The 17,294-nt window shown below is 37.6% G+C and carries 16 protein-coding genes; 2 read left to right on the forward strand and 14 right to left on the reverse strand.

Annotated elements, in window-relative coordinates; genetic code table 11:
* Positions 1-46 precede the first annotated feature (46 nt).
* Complete coding sequence (locus tag EPA86_RS05570) at positions 47-1,345, reverse strand: DUF4910 domain-containing protein (RefSeq protein WP_211664906.1); 1,299 nt, start codon at positions 1,343-1,345, stop codon at positions 47-49.
* A 123-nt stretch (positions 1,346-1,468) separates the two neighbouring features.
* Between EPA86_RS05570 and EPA86_RS05575 the strand changes: the two genes are divergently transcribed.
* Positions 1,469-1,981: a GNAT family N-acetyltransferase gene (locus tag EPA86_RS05575; protein WP_140602430.1), complete on the forward strand. Its 513-nt coding sequence runs from the start codon at positions 1,469-1,471 to the stop codon at positions 1,979-1,981.
* A gap of 42 nt (positions 1,982-2,023) precedes the next feature.
* Positions 2,024-3,334 (forward strand): glutamate-1-semialdehyde 2,1-aminomutase, encoded by a 1,311-nt coding sequence (locus EPA86_RS05580; protein WP_140602431.1) that lies wholly within the window; start codon positions 2,024-2,026, stop codon positions 3,332-3,334.
* 91 nt (positions 3,335-3,425) lie between these two features.
* Here the strand turns inward: EPA86_RS05580 and EPA86_RS05585 are convergent, their stop codons facing one another.
* The 13 genes from EPA86_RS05585 to EPA86_RS05645 all read right to left on the reverse strand — a co-directional run bounded on the left by EPA86_RS05585 (position 3,426) and on the right by EPA86_RS05645 (position 17,190).
* Positions 3,426-5,015, reverse strand: a complete 1,590-nt coding sequence (locus tag EPA86_RS05585; protein WP_140602432.1) for a class I adenylate-forming enzyme family protein — start codon at positions 5,013-5,015, stop codon at positions 3,426-3,428.
* Between the two features lie 150 nt (positions 5,016-5,165).
* Positions 5,166-5,426: an acyl carrier protein gene (locus tag EPA86_RS05590; protein ID WP_140602433.1), complete on the reverse strand. Its 261-nt coding sequence runs from the start codon at positions 5,424-5,426 to the stop codon at positions 5,166-5,168.
* Complete coding sequence (gene pseI, locus EPA86_RS05595) at positions 5,423-6,478, reverse strand: pseudaminic acid synthase (RefSeq protein WP_140602434.1); 1,056 nt, start codon at positions 6,476-6,478, stop codon at positions 5,423-5,425. The genes EPA86_RS05590 and pseI overlap by 4 nt, the downstream gene beginning before the upstream one ends.
* A gap of 1 nt (position 6,479) precedes the next feature.
* The gene (locus tag EPA86_RS05600; protein WP_140602435.1) at positions 6,480-7,628 is read right to left on the reverse strand and encodes a Gfo/Idh/MocA family protein; all 1,149 of its coding nucleotides are present in this window, start codon (positions 7,626-7,628) and stop codon (positions 6,480-6,482) included.
* Positions 7,629-7,689: 61 nt separating this feature from the next.
* A complete protein-coding gene (gene pseG, locus EPA86_RS05605) occupies positions 7,690-9,369 on the reverse strand; it encodes a UDP-2,4-diacetamido-2,4,6-trideoxy-beta-L-altropyranose hydrolase (protein WP_140602436.1) in 1,680 nt (559 codons plus the stop codon).
* Positions 9,370-9,385: 16 nt separating this feature from the next.
* Positions 9,386-10,096, reverse strand: a complete 711-nt coding sequence (pseF, locus tag EPA86_RS05610; protein ID WP_140602437.1) for a pseudaminic acid cytidylyltransferase — start codon at positions 10,094-10,096, stop codon at positions 9,386-9,388.
* An 83-nt stretch (positions 10,097-10,179) separates the two neighbouring features.
* The gene (locus tag EPA86_RS05615; protein WP_140602438.1) at positions 10,180-11,430 is read right to left on the reverse strand and encodes a 3-deoxy-7-phosphoheptulonate synthase; all 1,251 of its coding nucleotides are present in this window, start codon (positions 11,428-11,430) and stop codon (positions 10,180-10,182) included.
* A gap of 92 nt (positions 11,431-11,522) precedes the next feature.
* On the reverse strand, positions 11,523-12,350 hold the full coding sequence (locus EPA86_RS05620; protein ID WP_140602439.1) for a hypothetical protein: 828 nt from the start codon (positions 12,348-12,350) through the stop codon (positions 11,523-11,525).
* Between the two features lie 26 nt (positions 12,351-12,376).
* A complete protein-coding gene (locus tag EPA86_RS05625; RefSeq protein WP_170309578.1) occupies positions 12,377-13,498 on the reverse strand; it encodes an FkbM family methyltransferase in 1,122 nt (373 codons plus the stop codon).
* Positions 13,499-13,516: 18 nt separating this feature from the next.
* Positions 13,517-14,392, reverse strand: a complete 876-nt coding sequence (locus EPA86_RS05630; RefSeq protein WP_140602441.1) for an aldo/keto reductase — start codon at positions 14,390-14,392, stop codon at positions 13,517-13,519.
* Positions 14,389-15,540 (reverse strand): UDP-4-amino-4,6-dideoxy-N-acetyl-beta-L-altrosamine transaminase, encoded by a 1,152-nt coding sequence (gene pseC, locus EPA86_RS05635; RefSeq protein ID WP_140602442.1) that lies wholly within the window; start codon positions 15,538-15,540, stop codon positions 14,389-14,391. Before pseC ends, EPA86_RS05630 begins: the two co-directional genes overlap by 4 nt.
* A complete protein-coding gene (gene pseB, locus EPA86_RS05640) occupies positions 15,537-16,538 on the reverse strand; it encodes a UDP-N-acetylglucosamine 4,6-dehydratase (inverting) (RefSeq protein ID WP_140602500.1) in 1,002 nt (333 codons plus the stop codon). The genes pseC and pseB overlap by 4 nt, the downstream gene beginning before the upstream one ends.
* A 340-nt stretch (positions 16,539-16,878) precedes the next feature.
* Complete coding sequence (locus EPA86_RS05645) at positions 16,879-17,190, reverse strand: hypothetical protein (protein ID WP_140602443.1); 312 nt, start codon at positions 17,188-17,190, stop codon at positions 16,879-16,881.
* Between the last annotated feature and the right edge of the window lie 104 nt (positions 17,191-17,294).

Here is a 17,294-nt window from a genome sequence, read left to right on the forward strand (position 1 = left end):
GTATCAGGTTCAAACAGTTAATAGCTAATATCTAGCACCTAATACCTTATTCAGTGATTTTTTTAAGTAAGCCTTCGTTAAATAGTCTATTAGCTAAAGCAATTAAGTCGGTAGCATAGCAACCAATTTTATTAGCAATATCAATAAGGTCATGTTCGCCATCACAATAAGCGATAAAGTCCATCATGGTAATTACATCAGTATAATCTTCAGTCATGCTACTTAATGTAGGGTATAGCCCTCGTTTACCCAATTGTGGTTCACATAGTACGGTAACTTGGTATTTATGATTGCTTTCAAGTAACAATAAGCATTGCTGAATAATTGAAAAACCACCTTGTAAACCCTCTGGCGATATAACATCAAGGTTATCTAATGAGGTATGGTATTCAGGGTATTCACCGTATTTGGTTCTCATCACTGAACATACCGGTAAATCAACACCAGGAGCGCAGTATTGTCTCTCGTCACTGCCTCGTTGTAAAAAGGTGTATTGTTGAAAGCTATCAACAGAATGCTTAAGCGCATGAAGGGCTACTTTATCAGCTAAACTTTTTTCGCTACGTGATGGTACAAATGAGTAATCATTATTATCACCAACACAAGTAACCACAAACCCTGCTATGGTATTGGCTTTCATATGCTCAAAATGTCGGCTTACATAGGTAATGGCACCAATAGTTTCTGGTACAAATATTATTCGATAACTGTATTCTGTAGTTGTTAAGCACTTTAACCATTGCGCTAAGGCTGTAGTAACAACGGGACCTGAAAGTTCGTTGTTAGCTAATGAAGGGTGGCACACGTAAGTCGATAATAAGACTTCTTTGTCAGAGCGGCCTTTTATAAGAAGTTGACCATAATTTAAAATGCCATCTTCAAGGGTACTGTCTATTTTTACTCGATATTTGCCAGGTTTAAGGGCTTTTCTTTGGTTTTCTGTTACGCAAAATCCCCAACGCCGTTGATAATATGAAGTGATATAAGGAATAGCGTCAGGTTGATTAGGCAAAGAGTATAAGTGGGCATTGAGCTCTTCTAACTCTATTATTTTATCTATAGGCTCTGAATAACCCATAACATGAAGGTTCGAATTGGCAAAATCGATAACACGCTCACCTGATTCATTTTCAATAAAAGCTTGTTTAATATTCCACTCTTGTGGCACTTGCCAATCAAAAACCTGTTCTCCAGACTTTATTGATTCTATGGTTAATTCGGGAATTTGTTGTTGTAGGTAAGATAGGGTGTCCCTAACGCCTTGGCCAGTTAAACTTCGACAAATTGGGAAAAGATCGGTTGCCCATTGGTACATTTTTGTACCGATTTGATTAAAGTTTTGCAAAAATCACCCTTACTTATTAGCTAATGAGTTGTTTATCTTATTATTTACGCTAAATACTTTAACTCAGCAATTGTAATTTGTTAATCTATTCTTAGATATTATGGCAATGAAAAGGCAGTGATTATGTCTCATTCAATTTCTACTGAGCGTTTTTATATTCGAGAGCTTACCAGCGATGATGCAAGTCAACACTATTTAGACTGGTTTAAGCAGGAAGAAATTACTCGCTATATAACCCATGTGCCCACTACTTTAGCCGAGCTTGCAAATTATATTAAAGATAATCAAGCCGATCCAACGGCCTATCTCTTTGGCATTTTTCCTCATGATTCAGCGCAGCATATTGGTAATATTCGATATGAGTTTGCCTACAATGGCCATGATAAAGTCGACATGGGGATTTTATTAGGCGATCAGCAATGGCGAGGCAAAGGGGTTGCTGCAGAGGCTATTATTGCCGTATCACGCTATTTTGTTGAACACTTTGGTACAAAACAAATAATTTTAGGTGTGGACAGTGCAAACACTGCTGCTGTAAAAGCCTATGAGAAAATTGGCTTTGTTGAGATTGAAAAAATACTTATAGAAGCGCCAGAAAAAGTTGGTCTTTTGATGGTATGGGACTTGCTAGATTAATCGCATAACTTGTTTATAAGCATAGATAAATTGGAGCAAACCTTGGCTAAACATGATAATAAATTTTACGCTGACCGTGCAAAGCGTTTTATTCCAGGTGGCGCACATACTTATAGTAAAGGAGATGATCAGTTTCCAGCGAATGCACCCGCAGTAATAACTCGAGGAAAGGGGTGTCATGTATGGGATGCAGAAGATAACCAATTTACTGATTTTGCCCTATCATTAGGTACAGTTGTTTTAGGTCACGCATATGAGCCTGTATTAGAAGCGGTCCGTAATGAGTTAGTTAAAGGCGTTAACTTTGTTAGGCCTTCAATAATTGAGGGGGAATTAGCTGAGTTAATTTGCGATATTGTGCCTTGCGCAGAAATGGTAAAATTAGCTAAGCATGGTAGTGATGTGACAACGGCTTCTATTAAACTCGCCCGTGCCTATACCGGAAAAGAGCGGGTTATTCGCTGTTCAGCTGATGCTTTCAATGCCGTGCATGATTGGTTTATTGGCTCAACAGTTGTTGATAGAGGTGTGCCACAAGCCGTCAAAGATCTGACATTAAAATTTGAATATAACAATATTGATTCTCTTTCTGCTTTATTCATGCAATACCCTAATGAAATTGCTTGTGTTATTTTTGAGCCGATTTCTTTTATTGAGCCAGAGCCTGGTTTTTTACAAGCGGTAAAAGATTTATGTGAAATTAATGGCGCTCTTTTGATTTTTGATGAAGTGGTTTCAGGTTTTAGGTTTTCATTGGGTGGTGGGCAAGAATATTGTGGCGTGACACCTCATTTAGCTGCTTTTGGAAAAGCCATGGCTAATGGTTTTTCAGTCAGTGCATTAGCAGGGCGACGAGATATTATGGAGTTAGGTGGTATTGAAGGCGAGCAAGAACGAGTCTTTTTATTATCAACCACTCACGGTGGTGAAACCCACTCTATAGCGGCGGCATTGAAAACCATTAACACCCTAAAAGAATATAATATCATTGATCACATATGGAAAACTGGTGGATTAATTAAGCAAGGTTTGAGTCAAGCTGCTGAAAGTGCAGGTATTAGCGACTTAGTAGAAGTGGGTGGTTATGATTGTAAGCCAGCTTTTGCTATGTTGGGTAATGACGGTAAGCCTTGCATGATCACCAGAACATTATTTTTACAAGAGACAATAAAGCGTGGCGTGTTAATGCCATATATTGTGCCTAGCTTTTCGCATAGTCCACAAATTATTGATGGTGCGATGGAAAAAATAACAGAAGCATTTGCTGTGATAAATAAAGCAAGAAAAGAAGACAATATTGCAGGTTATGTCGAAGGCGATATAGTGAAGCCTGTATTTAGAAAGTACAACTAAGTTTTTTTAATTATAATTAAAGGCTTGATGAATGTGACTGGTTATATCCAGCACATTCATCAGATTCTCTCAATAAACTCATTATTAAATCTTACCTAAATAACATCGCCCTAAGTGGCGCTGACCAATCTTCATCTAAGCTATTGTATTGCTCTCTTAATAATAACTTAGAAGTTTTTCCTGAGGCGGTGAGCGGTAACGACTGTTCAAAATAGTACTTTAATGGTCGCTGAAAAGGTGCCAAAGTTTTATTGGCGACACGTCGTAGTTCTTTTTCAAGCGATTTTACGGCTTGCTGTTGATCCGTTTCAGCAGGAAATTGTGCGACACAAACCGCTAATATTACTTCACCAAGAAATTTATCATCAACTCCTATAACGGCTACTTCTTTAACTGCTTGATGTTTTGCAATCGTCGTTTCAATATCTTTAGGGTAAATATTGATCCCGCCAGAAATAATAATATCCTTCTTTCTGCCAACATAAGTTAAAAAGCCATCTTGGGCAATCTTACCTAGATCACCCGTTAAAAAATAGCCATCTTTAAATGATGATTGCGTTAGCTGTTTTTTATGATAATAACCGTTAAATACTAAAGGTGACTTTACTGCGATTTCACCAATGCTATTACAGGGTAATTCGCTTTTATCTTCATCAAGAATTTTAATGGCAACATTGGGGCAGGGTGTACCAACACTGGTGTGTTTTTCTTTAGCATATTTAGGGTAAAGATTAGTTGCGGTAGCAACTTCCGTTGCACCGTACATTTCATGAAAATCACAACCAACAGCATTGAAGAGTTGTTCTTTAAAATGATTATCAATAGGCGCAGAGGACGTGACTATGGTTTTTAATGACTGTAATTGCTTGGCATTAAGCAGTAATTCGTCTTTTAAAGCGTATAAATGCGAAGAAACGCTAATGACTTTACTCACTTTGTGATTTTCAACCGCTAGAAGCCACCGTTGAGGAGTAAAATGTTTCAGGTGAACGAGGGTGCAACCTTTGAGTAATGGAACAAAAAAGAGTCGTTGACCTAAAGAGTGAAAAAAAGGTGAAGCACATAATACCGTATCAGTTTCATTAATATCATATAACTGCCAACTTTGTTGTGCCCTAGATAATTTTGATTGTTGCGATAAAGCAATAGGCTTAGGTGCGCCCGTTGAGCCCGATGAAAGTGTAATAATGAAGTCATCTTGATCTGATGAGTGTTCAGTATGTTTATTATCAGATGCATTTTGCTCAGTGCTTTTTATACTACTTGATCCTTGTTTAGCTTGTTCGATCAATGCTTCAACGTTAATAAATTGAACACTTTCCATACTGGGCAAAGACATGCACTGTTGTACTTTTGCTGAAAACTCTTGTTCATAAATAACAATACTAACATCGGTTGCTTGCCAGCCACTGGCTAACTGCTCTTTTGTTAATTGAGGGTTTGTGGGCACACAAGTCGTCCCCAGTTTTGCTATAGCTAATGAGAGCGCAGCGGTATTAAGAGGAGCTTCTGTAAGTAAGGCAACTCTGGGTGTTGAGGAAAGTGATGCTAATGTTGCTGACCATTGTAAAGAAAGCTGCTCGAGTGCTTGATAAGTATAGTGCTTGTTATCTGATATTATGGCTGTTTTATTGTGATACGCTTGCGCTATTTTTTGAAACGTATGAAAAAGAACAGTCATAGCTAGTTACCTGTTGGTTTAATGTATTTCTAAAGGATGGTTTAATTAAGTGACTAATGTAAGCTATCAATAAAAGCTACCCATGAAAATTAGGTGTTCCAATGACAGCTCGTTTATCCATTGTGACTTAGATACTACAGTAGACAATTATTATTGTGGTGCAATTTTACTCGCAACTTTCTCTGCTAATGCGTGAACAACACGCATTTTTTCATCAGCTAACTCCATAGGTGTAAGTTTGATAGCATATTCGCTTTCTAAGGTCATTATCATACTTAATGTAGCAAATGAGTCGAGCAGTTGTTCATTAACAAAATTACTGCTGCCACTAACAGAGATGTTATCTTCTGTGGTGTTGTCTTCAATATATTCAATGATAAATTGTTCAACCTGATCTATAACTGCTGTCATTGTATAACATCCCATGATAAACGATCGCCAAGTGTTAAATCTTGGCTCGCTACTCTGCCCAACACGATGTCTTTATACTTGGTTGATAAGCCAAACCCTGGGCGAACCGACTTTATATTTTGCTCAGTAAAGGCTTCACCTTTTTTAATGTCAGCACTCACATAAAGAGAGCGACGACCATTTTTATTCAAGCTTGCCGCTGGAGTTAAATCATAATCAACTTTACCGATAGCTTTTTCAGCTCGTCTGATTTCAATAATCATTTGTTGAAATTCTTCAATGGTCAAAGAAAAGAAGCTATCTACTGTTTCGACTTCATCAGCTAATTTTATATGTTTTTCGATGACCTTAGCGCCAAGAGCTACGGCGGCAATTGAGACGCCTATGCCCATAGTGTGATCAGATAAACCTGCGTGGCAATTGAAGGTTTCTTCAAGGTTTGCGACGGTTTTTAGGTTTACTTCTTCAGGCGGTGTAGGGTAAGCCGTTGTACATTTTAATAAGATAACATCCTTACAACCATGTGCTTTTAAATGACTCACTGCAGTAAAAACATCGCCAATATTTGCCAAGCCTGTCGATACGATTACTGGCTTGCCCGTTTTAGCCACTTTTTCAAGTAAGGCTAAATCGACTATTTCAGGCGAAGCTATTTTATAGGCTTTCACTGGGTATTGCTCTAATTCATCAACTGATGTTTCATCAAAGACAGAACCGAACAATTCTATGCCTAACTCTTCTGCATGTTTAAATAGCTCAGGTAACCACTCCCATGGGGTGTGCGCATATTCGTATAAGTTATAGAGGTTTTTATAGGCCGCCCAAGCATTGTCTTTAGCAATTGCAAAATCTGTTTTATCACTGTTTAGTGTGATGGTGTCAGGTCGATAAACTTGAATTTTAATCGCATCAGCGCCGGCTTTATGTGCCGCATGGATCATTTCAATGGCTTTGGTGATTTCACCTCCATGGTTGCCAGATAATTCAGCAATCACGTAAGTGGGTTGGTCTTTACCAATGGCTATTGAGCCAATGTTTATATCATTCATCATATTATTGTGTCTTTTCAAAATTGCTTAAATCTATCCAGCGTCTTTCTTTATTAGCAACATTGGCTGCTTGAAAAAGTGCTAATCCTTCGTGTGCATGTGACCAACCATAGACATAAGGTGAATCATGCTCGCCTTTGGCTTTAAATTGTTCAAGGGCATCAGCCATGTCAGTATATAGATTGGCAAAAGCTTCAATAAAGCCTGATGGATGACCTGGCTTAAAACGATCTCTTACTTCATTTTGATACTGACAATTACCTCTGTCGTAGGTTACACGGCTAGAATCTTTATTAAAAATATGTAAGCGCTCAGGTTCTTCTTGATACCACTCTGCACTACCTTGATCACCAAATATTCTTAGCTTTAAACCATTTCTATGCCCTAATGCTGTTTTACTTACCCACATTGAAGCTCGAAAGTCTTGCTCGTAGTTTACCCACATGTAGGCATCGTCAACAATACCATCAAAAATCGAGAAGTGATGGAAATCAGCATTGATACTTTGTGGTTTTAAATCAGTGATAAAACCCGTTAAGTGATGAATATGCACGGCTAAATCAAGTAATAGGGTTGGAATGTCACCATCTTGCAATCGCCACGCTTGCGGACACATTTTTTCTTCAGCTTGAATAAACCCATCTGAAGGCATTTCAATTTGTATTTGTTTTAGCTTCCCTAGAGTTCCTGATTCAATATGGCGTCGCAAGTCTCGAACCATAGGATAACCGCTATAATTGAAGGTGACAGCTAGGAAGCCTTTACTTTTATCTAATGCTTGCTTAATTTTGTTTGATTGCTCAATATTTGCTGCCATGGCTTTTTCACAGATAACAGCAACATCGTTTTCAAGTAATTGGCAAACCACTTCTTGGTGATGAGGTGTTGGCGTTAGAACAACTACGGCATCTAAGTGCTGCTTTTCATGTTCAATATATTGTTGCCAATCATGATAAACTTTCTCTTCAGGTAAATGCCATGCTTTACCTGTTGCCATACTTGTGTCTTCATCTCGACTAAAGCAACCTGAAGCAACTTGCCATCTTTCATCTAATTGACACGCTACCCAGTGTGCGTGGCCAACGGCTGATTTTATAGAGCCGCCTATAAAACCGAGCTTTAACGGCTTTTTGTTTTGTGAAGCTGTGATCATAAAAATCTCTTTAACTTACGTTTAACTAGCGACGTATTCGTATATATAAAATTAACCATCATTAACGGTTAATTTCGTCTGTATTACTATTTGGACAATAAGTCACATAATGAAAATTGTCGCGTTCGGCACCATTAAACAGTGTTTTAATAGCTTTATCGTATGCATGGTCTGTACCAATATCCGAAAAACCTAAGTATTTATTTAGCAAGCGAACAAATTTATTTTCTTTGTGAATAACGGCTACCCAAGGTGTTGTAGGGTAGAGGTTTTTACAATGCTCTAATTGCCAATTAAGTGCTAATAAGGCCTCTTGAAAACCAATATCACGTTCACATATAAACCAGCCACCAATTAAAAAGGCTTTATCCTCAATTTTTCTTATTTCATGCCATATATACAGCACAGGCTTACCTTGGTGTGAGAGTAAATATGAATCACGCTTTGTATTGAACCACCATGCATAATGAGAGAGAAATGGAATTGGCTCAGCTTGAATCATGTTTTGGCAATTGTTGGGTAAGTTACGACTTTGTAAATAATGGTTTATATCGCTATCATTTACTGCTCGTAAGGTGTAACTGTTTGAGTCGATAAGATATTGATGCTCACTCGAACAATTGTTTTGCTCAGTTTGACTGCTTTTTGATTGCGAACCTTCAAACAGAGCAGGTAGAGCTAATAATTGTTTGGCAACACGCTCGGTACCTAGGGCATCTATGGGCTGTTCAGCATTAAGTATTAAAGATTTTATACGAGCATAATGTGTGTATGCTGAATTGACGAAATACGTTAAATTCTCAGCGGTAATTTCACTGAATGAATCTAAGTGAAAATAATGGCCTAATTGAGCTAACTGCGCTTTTTCTGAGTGTTGGTTTTCTGCAATAGCAAAGGTTAATGCAGGAATTTTTAATGCCAGTAACTGGTAGATAATACCGCCTGCAGCGCCAATATATAAATGACAGTTTTCTAAGTAAAGGTATAAATCTGTTTTACCTACAAGTAACTCGACTTTATTGTTATTTTCATAATGTTCAATAAAGCGCTCGCTGTTATGAGCTAAGGGCCCCAACACAACCAGTAATTTAAAATCAAAATCGAATGTTTGTTGTGATAATAGGAAATCGATTAATTGCTGGCATTGTAATAAATCACCAGCCCCACCTAAGCCAAGCATAATAGTAAATTCATTTTCGGGAGTAGGTTTTAGCTGATTATGCTGTATTTGATTTTGGTATTTTTCATCAAGTAACACATAATCTGGGCCTAGCAGTTTGGTAGCTTTGTTGGGAATAAGGGCGTCATAGGCTGTTTGAGTTTGCAGACCGCGCCATTTCATATCAACGAGAATGTCACATTGATGCTCGCGTAACAAATCATCAATAACTAACAGCTGAATATTGTCTTTAGCGTTTTGATAAATTGTTTCTTCCCATGATTTTGCTAACCGGTAATCATCGATGACGATATTGGCTGCTTGATATTGGTCGAGTAAGGCTAAGCACTTTTGAGCATCTTCCACTTCATTAAGTTTTTCTTGTGGCTCTAAATAAAGTGCTTGTGTTTCTATGTGTGATAAAAAAGGCTGTATTGTCTGCTCAATATAGTCCAATACAAAGATGACTTTGCTTTGGTGCTTTTTTAATGCTTTAGCAAGCTGTAGGCAGCGAACAAGGTGACCAATGCCTGTGTTTTTACCTGCATTGGTTCTTATGATAGTGGTAGTTTTTGAGGTCATTATTGTCTGTTTGGCTCTAAGGCGTATTTTCTAACGCGATTTTCTCTAAGGCAACATACATTGCTTCAGCCAAAATCCAATCATCGTTATTATCAATATCATGGACTTCATATTTTGGCAAAATATAAGGTATTGCCGCATCAGAAAACATACACTTTTCAGACAAGAAACCTTGTGCCGTGCCCCAATAAAACTGTCCTGCATCAAAATAGGCAGGAGTAAGATCTTGAGTTCTAATACCAAACGAATCTGGTTCAAACATGGCTATTTTCTGCTTATCTGAAATACTAAATGCTTGTTGAATTGGAACTGGGTACTCACAGACACCAAAGCAGTATATTTTTTCTGTTTGTGAAGTGAGTATGCTTAATGCTTTTTTTAATGACTCGGCTTTAACAAATGGTGAAGTACCATAGAGTGTACATACGTAATTTGCAGGCGTGCCAGCTTCAGCTAACCAATTAATAGCATGGTTGATAACTTCTAATGTACCGCAATGATCATCAGATAATTCAGCAGGCCTGATGAAAGGGGTTTTCGCACCAAATTTTCTCGCAACTTCTGCTATTTCTTGATCATCGGTAGATACAATAACCTGATCAAAACACCCTGAAGTTATTGCGGCTTCAATAGCGTAAGCAATAATAGGTTTGCCACAAAAGTTTTTGATATTTTTTCTAGGAATTCTTTTGCTACCGCCACGAGCGGGAATGATACAAACGTTAATATGACACCTACTTTTCGTTTATGACTTGTTGAAGATAAGCTTAGCTGTTCATCTGTTGAGTATATTGATTATTAAGCATAATTTCACCCTGTATTTACAGATAAAATCGGGGAAGTATGTGCCTTATTATCACGCATTTGTTTAATCGCCTTAGCTAATATCGTTAAAATATCATGGCTTTGCTCAAGGTTTATACAAGCATCGGTGGTACTTTGCCCGTAAGTTAGCTGGGTAATATCACTTAAGCTTTGTCTTCCTTGCACCAAGAAGCTCTCTATCATTAAACCAAATACTGTTTGGCTACCTTGTTTTATGTAGTTTGCAATATCGCGGGCAACTAGTTTTTGCTTTAAATGATCTTTGTCGCTGTTGCTATGGCTGCAATCAACCATCAACCTTGATAAGTGCTTCGCCTTTTTAAGCTGTTGGCATGCATTATCAATACTTTGCTGTGAATAATTAGGCTGCTTGCCACCTCGCAATATTAAGTGACTGTTTTTATTACCTACACTGGTACAAATTGATAGTTGCCCTTGGTTGTTAGGAAGATAGAGTGTATGGCTTTCTTTTGCTGAGGTGATGGCATCAATAGCGATTTGAGTATTCCCATCGGTAGTATTTTTAAAACCTATAGGAAAATCAAACAGAGAAGCCAACTCTCTATGGGATTGACTTTGCGAGGTGCGAGCACCAATTGCTCCCCAACTAATTAAATCACTAATATGACTAGCCACATTTATATTTAAAAACTCTGTTGCCGTTGCTAGACCTAATTCATTAATCGCTAAAAGCAGCTTTCTTGCACTATATAAACCTTCGTTGACATCATAGCTTTGATCAAGATGAGGGTCATTAATCAAGCCTTTCCAGCCAAGGGTTGTTCTAGGTTTTTCAAGAAATACTCGCATTACAATGAGTAATTCTTGAGAAAATTCGTGACTCATTAACTTGAGTTGCTTTGCGTATTCTAAGGCAGCAGCGGGATCATGAATAGAGCAGGGGCCTATAATCACTACCAACCTATCATCTTGATTGTTGATGATGGACTTGATTGTTTTTTGACTGTCTTTGATGAATGTTTTAGTGAAGGGAGAAACAATGAGTTGTTGTTTTAATTGCTCTGGTGTAATGAGGGGGGATTCAGTTAATTTAGTCGCCTTTCTTTCACTCGATTTTGTTTCTGTTAGCTTTGCTTCACTTAGAGTGGTTTCACCTGGATTTGTAACCGAGCGAAGTTGCTCAGCATGATGGTTATTTTGCTCAATATTTTTTGTCGTATTCTCGACAGTTTTGCAATCTTGTTCATTTAACCGATTTATGGAATGGTTAAGCATTAGTTTACCCTTATACAAAGGCCATATTACCTTTGTATCGGTCAGGGTAAGAATAAGTTTAATCTTGCATTTTGTGGTGACACTTAATGGCGCTAGTCAAAACGCCTAGTTAGTTTTAAATCAAGGCTATCGGGGTATTCTTCAATTGCCCACTCATTCTTCTGCCAATCAAACGGGCATCTTTCCTCAACAGACAGTAAATCTTTATCCTCAATACCTTCAAGGTTGACCAAAGGAAGACCAAGTTGAGAAACCATTAATTCATTTAAAAGATGATCTTGTTGCCAGTGAATCCCAGTTATTTGACGATTAGGGCTTTCCCAGCCTGTTGAGTCAGGTGAGCCATGGCCATTTCGGCCTTCACTTTGCTCAAACATAACTTTTTGCCATTGGGTATTACGAATGAACTTTCGATATGCTCGAACCGTTTCTGTTTTACCACTGCTTCGAGCAAGTCTTCCCCAGTTGGCACAATATTCAACGTTATCTAATACCACAATTGCTTGAGTAGCCTTTTCGGTAATCGCTTCAATGACTTCTTTTCTTGATATACCGTCATTTACAACAAGTGACCATGGATTAAGCTCAAAAATTCCATCGCCAATTTCACTGTAATCTTGGGCTTTTAATATGGTTAAATCATGATCTGCATAAGCGCTAATTGCACTTGATAGGTTATCGGTTACCGCAACGGAAAAGCCTGCCTTTTCAGCAAGTAAACATAAATCACTAATAAAGCTGTCATCACTTTCTATAGTGAGTACTTGACACTTTTTCTGCAAAAAATATAACGTTGAATTGCCGCCACCCCATTCCAGCACTGATAACTTTTCATTAATTAATGTTGGATACCATTTAAATAAGTTATTTAAAAATTGAATTGAGGCATCTGCGATCCATGGAGTTATTCTTAGAAACATAATAATACCTTTAGTAATAAAATGGTTTAATTTGAATAATTGAAACGACTTTTGTCGATACAATACAGCGTTAGTTCAAAGCCATAATGCCCGTGCTGTCTTAAAAAAAGTTGGTAATCGGGGTTTATCGCTTTGATTAATTGTGGGATTTCCCAAATATGGCTAGGTTGGTGGTAACAAGATACAGCGATATTAGGTCGTTGTTGCTTGATGAGTTCTGTAGCACCTGTAATCACATCTAAATCAGCGCCTTCAACGTCAATTTTAATTAGGTTCACCGTTGAGTTTGCATGAGTGTCATCGAGTTTAGTGACAAAAATCTCTGTTTCACCCTCATCACTTATATGTGAAGCAGCACCATCGCCTGAAGTAAACCGTAGTACTTTATTGATATTTCCTACGCCCATAGGGAAGCAATTAATATTGGCTTGAGGAAAGTCATTTTTGATTTTGCTAGCAGCAGCAGTCAGTGCATGATAATTATCTAGCTCTGGCTCAAAGGCTGCATATGATTTTATTTTATCTTTGAAAACGGCAAAAAATTGTTTGATGGTATCTCCATCAAAAGCACCACAGTCAAGGATATGTAGGTCATCTAGCCCAGTACATAAATCTATTTCTGGAGGAAAATACTCTTCACAGTAATCGGGTTTAATATAATCTTCTACAGCAAAAGATTGCCTGAAATTGGCAATATTAGTTAATAGTGCTTTACTTCTTTCATCATTAAAAAAACTTAAAACGGTTTCAAAACCTTGCTGGTTAACAAAGTTTTCATCATGAGGGTTTCTCCAGAGTAAACCATCATGACTAATGATAGATAAAGTCTCAGGGAATTCACTCATGGTTTGATAAGGTGAAACTAAATGTGTATAGCCCATTTGGCTAAGTTGTTCAAACAAAGCCTCATCTACACCCGATTTTACAGGGGGAAGTAATACTGCAATATAGACTGTTGCATGTGCTTTATCTTCGGCTTTAATTTCATCAGGTCGATACATGTATTTGCCTTTGACCCTATCGCGTGGAGCATAAGCATCAATGAACTCATAATGAGTATTTTGCTGATCAAATAATTGCGCAAGGGCTAAACCTAGGTACGAGGCACCGTAAATGAATGTTTTGTTATTAGGTATTGGAGTATTCATTTGCATCGAGTCCTATCGTTAAGGCCAGTTAGTTGGCGATAAAATATTTTCATCTGATAAAGCGAATTGCTCAGCATTATCAATAATAATGTCCTTCTCAATAGCATTAACCAATTGTTCAAGTTGTTCGCATGTATTGACCCCACATATTAGTTTATCTATTTGCGAAGTGTTTTTAACAAAATTAAGGGTTAACTCTATTAATGACAAGTTATTTTGTTTAGCAAAGGTTTTTAGCTGATTTAACGGGATAAAAGCAGGAGAGAAAAAAGGATTTAATGTAGTTTGATCCGCAAAAAATAACCCTTGTAAAAAGACTGAACGGGCATGAATTTCAATATTTCGACTCTTCAATTCATCTAAGGTGCCACTTTTAAGTAAGCGTTGATCAAAAATATTAAAAGGTAATTGAATTACATCGACATCGTAATGCGCTAAAAGCTGTTCAATTTGCTGTTGATGATAAACAGAAACACCAATGCGCTTGATATTACCTTGTGATTTTTGTTCTGTTAGTGCTTGATAAATTCGTTCGCCGTTAGTTTTAAATAAATCATCGCATTGATGGACAAGCACACCTGCTAACTTGGCTGTTTTTAATTGCTCCATTGAGCGCTTTAGTGAAGTGAGTATTGTCTCTATATGGTGTTGTTCGATGTTTGAATCATTAATCGCAATCGATTTAGTAATGATGTCAAATTGTGAGTTTAAAGGTTCATAACTGCCTAACACAGCTTCAGCGTTTCCATAACTTGACGACGTATCGAGGGTTGTAATGCCTGCTTTATGTGCAAAAGATAAAGTGCGATACACTTCTTCAAGAGGTGTTTGACCTTGAGTATTGCTTACCCCGTAATTTAAACCAAACTGAACAGTGCCTAATGCTAGTTTCATATCAATGATTGTACCGTGCTAATGACATATTCTTGCTCTTCTTGTGTTAAATCAGGGTAGAGCGGTAGGGATAATGCTTGTTGGTAATAACTCTCAGCGTTAGGAAAATCCCCTAGGTTAAATCCAAGTTGTTGATAGTAAGGTTGCATGTGCACAGGAATATAATGAATTTGCGCGAAAATGTTTTTTTCCCTTAATTGCTCAACAAGGGCTTTATGTTTTTGTTTATCTGGCTTGGGTAATTTAATGATATATAAATGATAAGCACTATAGCTGTGGGGCATTTGCACTAAAGGTGATAACTCTAATTTTGTAAAGGCTTCATCGTAAAATGCAGCAAGTTGATTTCTCTTTTCTACAAAACTATCTAATGCGGATAATTGACTCAAGCCCAGCGCTGCTTGCAATTCGGTCATTCGGTAATTAAAGCCTAATGCGATTTGTTGATAGTACCAAGGACCATGACTTACTTCGGTCATGTGCTCTTGTTCAGCAGTTATGCCATGGCTTCTAAGTTGTTGCATTTTTTGTGCAAGAATAGGGCTGTTAGTCGTTGCCATTCCGCCTTCTGCACTAGTGATGATTTTCACTGGGTGGAAGCTAAATACCGTTATTTCACTGAATTGGCAATTGCCAACAGGGGTATGTTGATAGCTAGCACCAATAGCATGTGAGGCATCTTCAATAATTTTAATATTGTATTGCTGAGCAAGCTCACTAATGGCTTGCATATCACACGATTGACCCGCTAAATGAACCGGAATAAGTACTTTAGGTAAGGCATTATTAATTTGGGCTTGTTTCAATTTTTCTGCCAATGCCAAGGTGGAGATATTTCCTGTGTCAGTATCAATATCAACAAAATCAATACTGGCACCACAATAAAGAGCACAATTTGCTGAAGCAACAAACGTGATAGGGCTAGTCCATACAATATCACCTTGGCCTACACCAAGGGCTAAGCAAGCAATATGTAAAGCAGAGGTCGCACTATTAACTGCTACGCCAAATTTAGCTTGGCAATATTGTGCGATGGCTTGCTCAAATTCAGGAACTTTAGGACCTTGAGTTAATCTATCTGATTTTAAAACATCAACAACAGCGTCAATGTCATGTTGGGAAATGTGCTGTTTACCGTAAGGGATCATAAACACGCCTGTTGATTAAATTTGGCAATTTCATCGACAGTTAAAAAGTCAGGATTACTTAATGAGTCGTATTCATAACCTTCAGGTACGGGTTTTCCTACTTCATTAAGGGCGTTACTGGAAAAATCATTTTCACGACTAAAAAAACGTATCGCAGGAGAGATTACAAAATGATCGTCAAATTCATAAGTGTTATAGCATAATTCACCCGGACACATTACTTCGTGTAATTTCTCACCGGGCCTGATACCAACAATTTTTTGCGTTAACTCTGGCGCCATGGCTGTGGCAAGATCGGTAATTTTTATTGAGGGGATTTTAGGTACAAAGATCTCACCACCGGACATGCGATAAAAGTTTTTCAGCACAAAATCGACACCTTGTTGTAAGGTGATCCAAAAGCGTGTCATGTCTTCATGGGTAATAGGTAAGTGATCAGAACCTTCATTAATAAGTTTTTCAAAAAATGGTACTACTGAACCACGTGAACCCACGACATTACCATAACGCACTACCGCAAAAGAGGTTTTATGACCACCTGCAATATTATTAGCTGCAATAAAGATTTTATCAGAGGCAAGTTTTGTCGCGCCATATAAGTTGATTGGATTGGCTGCTTTATCAGTTGATAGTGCAATTACTTTTTCAACATCATTATCTAACGCGGCATCAATCACATTTTCTGCACCATTTATATTAGTTTTTACACATTCCATCGGGTTATATTCAGCAGCAGGTACTTGCTTCATAGCCGCAGCATGTATGACAAAGTCAACGCCACGCATGGCTCTGATTAAACGCGCTTTATCTCTTACATCACCAATGAAATATCGCATACAAGAGTGATTAAACACTTGCTGCATTTCAAATTGTTTTAATTCGTCCCGTGAATAAATGATAATTTTTTTCGGGTTATGACTTTTTAATAACGTTTCAACGTATTTTTTCCCAAAAGAGCCAGTGCCCCCGGTGATTAAAATACTTTTATTTTCGAACATTGACTTAGCCATTTGTGCCTCATTCTTTCTTATGGAACGATTTAATACTAACCACCACTTCATTTTCTTTAACTATTACAGAAGAATAAGAAGTGTCGTCATATCATTTAGTAGTGATTAGCAAATTATGTGCCTAGCGATCTAGATATACAACTATTTATTACTATTTTAGCAAAATCTTGTTAAAAAGCTGGTTTATTTTCAGCCAGTTAGCATCAGGAAGAACGAAATAGCCGCGAGCAATGATTATGTTGATAACCTTAACAGAAAAGTTTATGTCAAAAAAATATTGTTAATTTGATGATGGTGTGAATAAAGGGGTTGTCATAGTGCGAAGATTTTATAATAGGTTAGCTATTTTATTGTACAACTCTGTTGCTTGGCTTTGAGATAAATTACCGGTAGATTTTGCCCGGCCAATGGTAGATGTCACTCTAATGACATCATCGGCAATTTCATTGATTTGCTGAGAAGCTTCGAGCTGATTTTCTTGTTGTAGTTTTTCGCGCGCTAAACTTGATATGTTAACTACATCACTCGCGTTTTGACCAAAAGTAGACTGTAAATACGGTGCTTTAGTAGAAGTATCGGCTGTTGAGGTATTAGCCCGATTAATTTCTATTCCCGCTGTTAATGGTGATAATGCTGGCATGATTAATTCTACTTAAATAACAACATTCAAAAAGTTAAACTTGTGCTCACATTAAGTTATGTGCGTCAAATTAAGTATAGGTCGAAATTGTATGAAAAACGAGC

This window comes from Litorilituus lipolyticus (genome assembly GCF_006439335.1).
Classification (GTDB): Bacteria; Pseudomonadota; Gammaproteobacteria; order Enterobacterales; family Alteromonadaceae; genus Colwellia; species Colwellia lipolytica.

What these genes read in the sequence shown, in the direction of transcription:
- EPA86_RS05575 (WP_140602430.1), top strand. Translation starts at nt 1,469, where the DNA reads ATGTCTCATTCAATTTCTACTGAGCGTTTTTATATTCGAGAGCTTACC.
- EPA86_RS05585 (WP_140602432.1), bottom strand. Translation starts at nt 5,015, where the DNA reads ATGACTGTTCTTTTTCATACGTTTCAAAAAATAGCGCAAGCGTATCAC.
- EPA86_RS05590 (WP_140602433.1), bottom strand. Translation starts at nt 5,426, where the DNA reads ATGACAGCAGTTATAGATCAGGTTGAACAATTTATCATTGAATATATT.
- pseI (WP_140602434.1), bottom strand. Translation starts at nt 6,478, where the DNA reads ATGATGAATGATATAAACATTGGCTCAATAGCCATTGGTAAAGACCAA.
- EPA86_RS05600 (WP_140602435.1), bottom strand. Translation starts at nt 7,628, where the DNA reads ATGATCACAGCTTCACAAAACAAAAAGCCGTTAAAGCTCGGTTTTATA.
- pseG (WP_140602436.1), bottom strand. Translation starts at nt 9,369, where the DNA reads ATGACCTCAAAAACTACCACTATCATAAGAACCAATGCAGGTAAAAAC.
- EPA86_RS05615 (WP_140602438.1), bottom strand. Translation starts at nt 11,430, where the DNA reads ATGCTTAACCATTCCATAAATCGGTTAAATGAACAAGATTGCAAAACT.
- EPA86_RS05620 (WP_140602439.1), bottom strand. Translation starts at nt 12,350, where the DNA reads ATGTTTCTAAGAATAACTCCATGGATCGCAGATGCCTCAATTCAATTT.
- EPA86_RS05625 (WP_170309578.1), bottom strand. Translation starts at nt 13,498, where the DNA reads ATGAATACTCCAATACCTAATAACAAAACATTCATTTACGGTGCCTCG.
- EPA86_RS05630 (WP_140602441.1), bottom strand. Translation starts at nt 14,392, where the DNA reads ATGAAACTAGCATTAGGCACTGTTCAGTTTGGTTTAAATTACGGGGTA.
- pseC (WP_140602442.1), bottom strand. Translation starts at nt 15,540, where the DNA reads ATGATCCCTTACGGTAAACAGCACATTTCCCAACATGACATTGACGCT.
- pseB (WP_140602500.1), bottom strand. Translation starts at nt 16,538, where the DNA reads ATGTTCGAAAATAAAAGTATTTTAATCACCGGGGGCACTGGCTCTTTT.
- EPA86_RS05645 (WP_140602443.1), bottom strand. Translation starts at nt 17,190, where the DNA reads ATGCCAGCATTATCACCATTAACAGCGGGAATAGAAATTAATCGGGCT.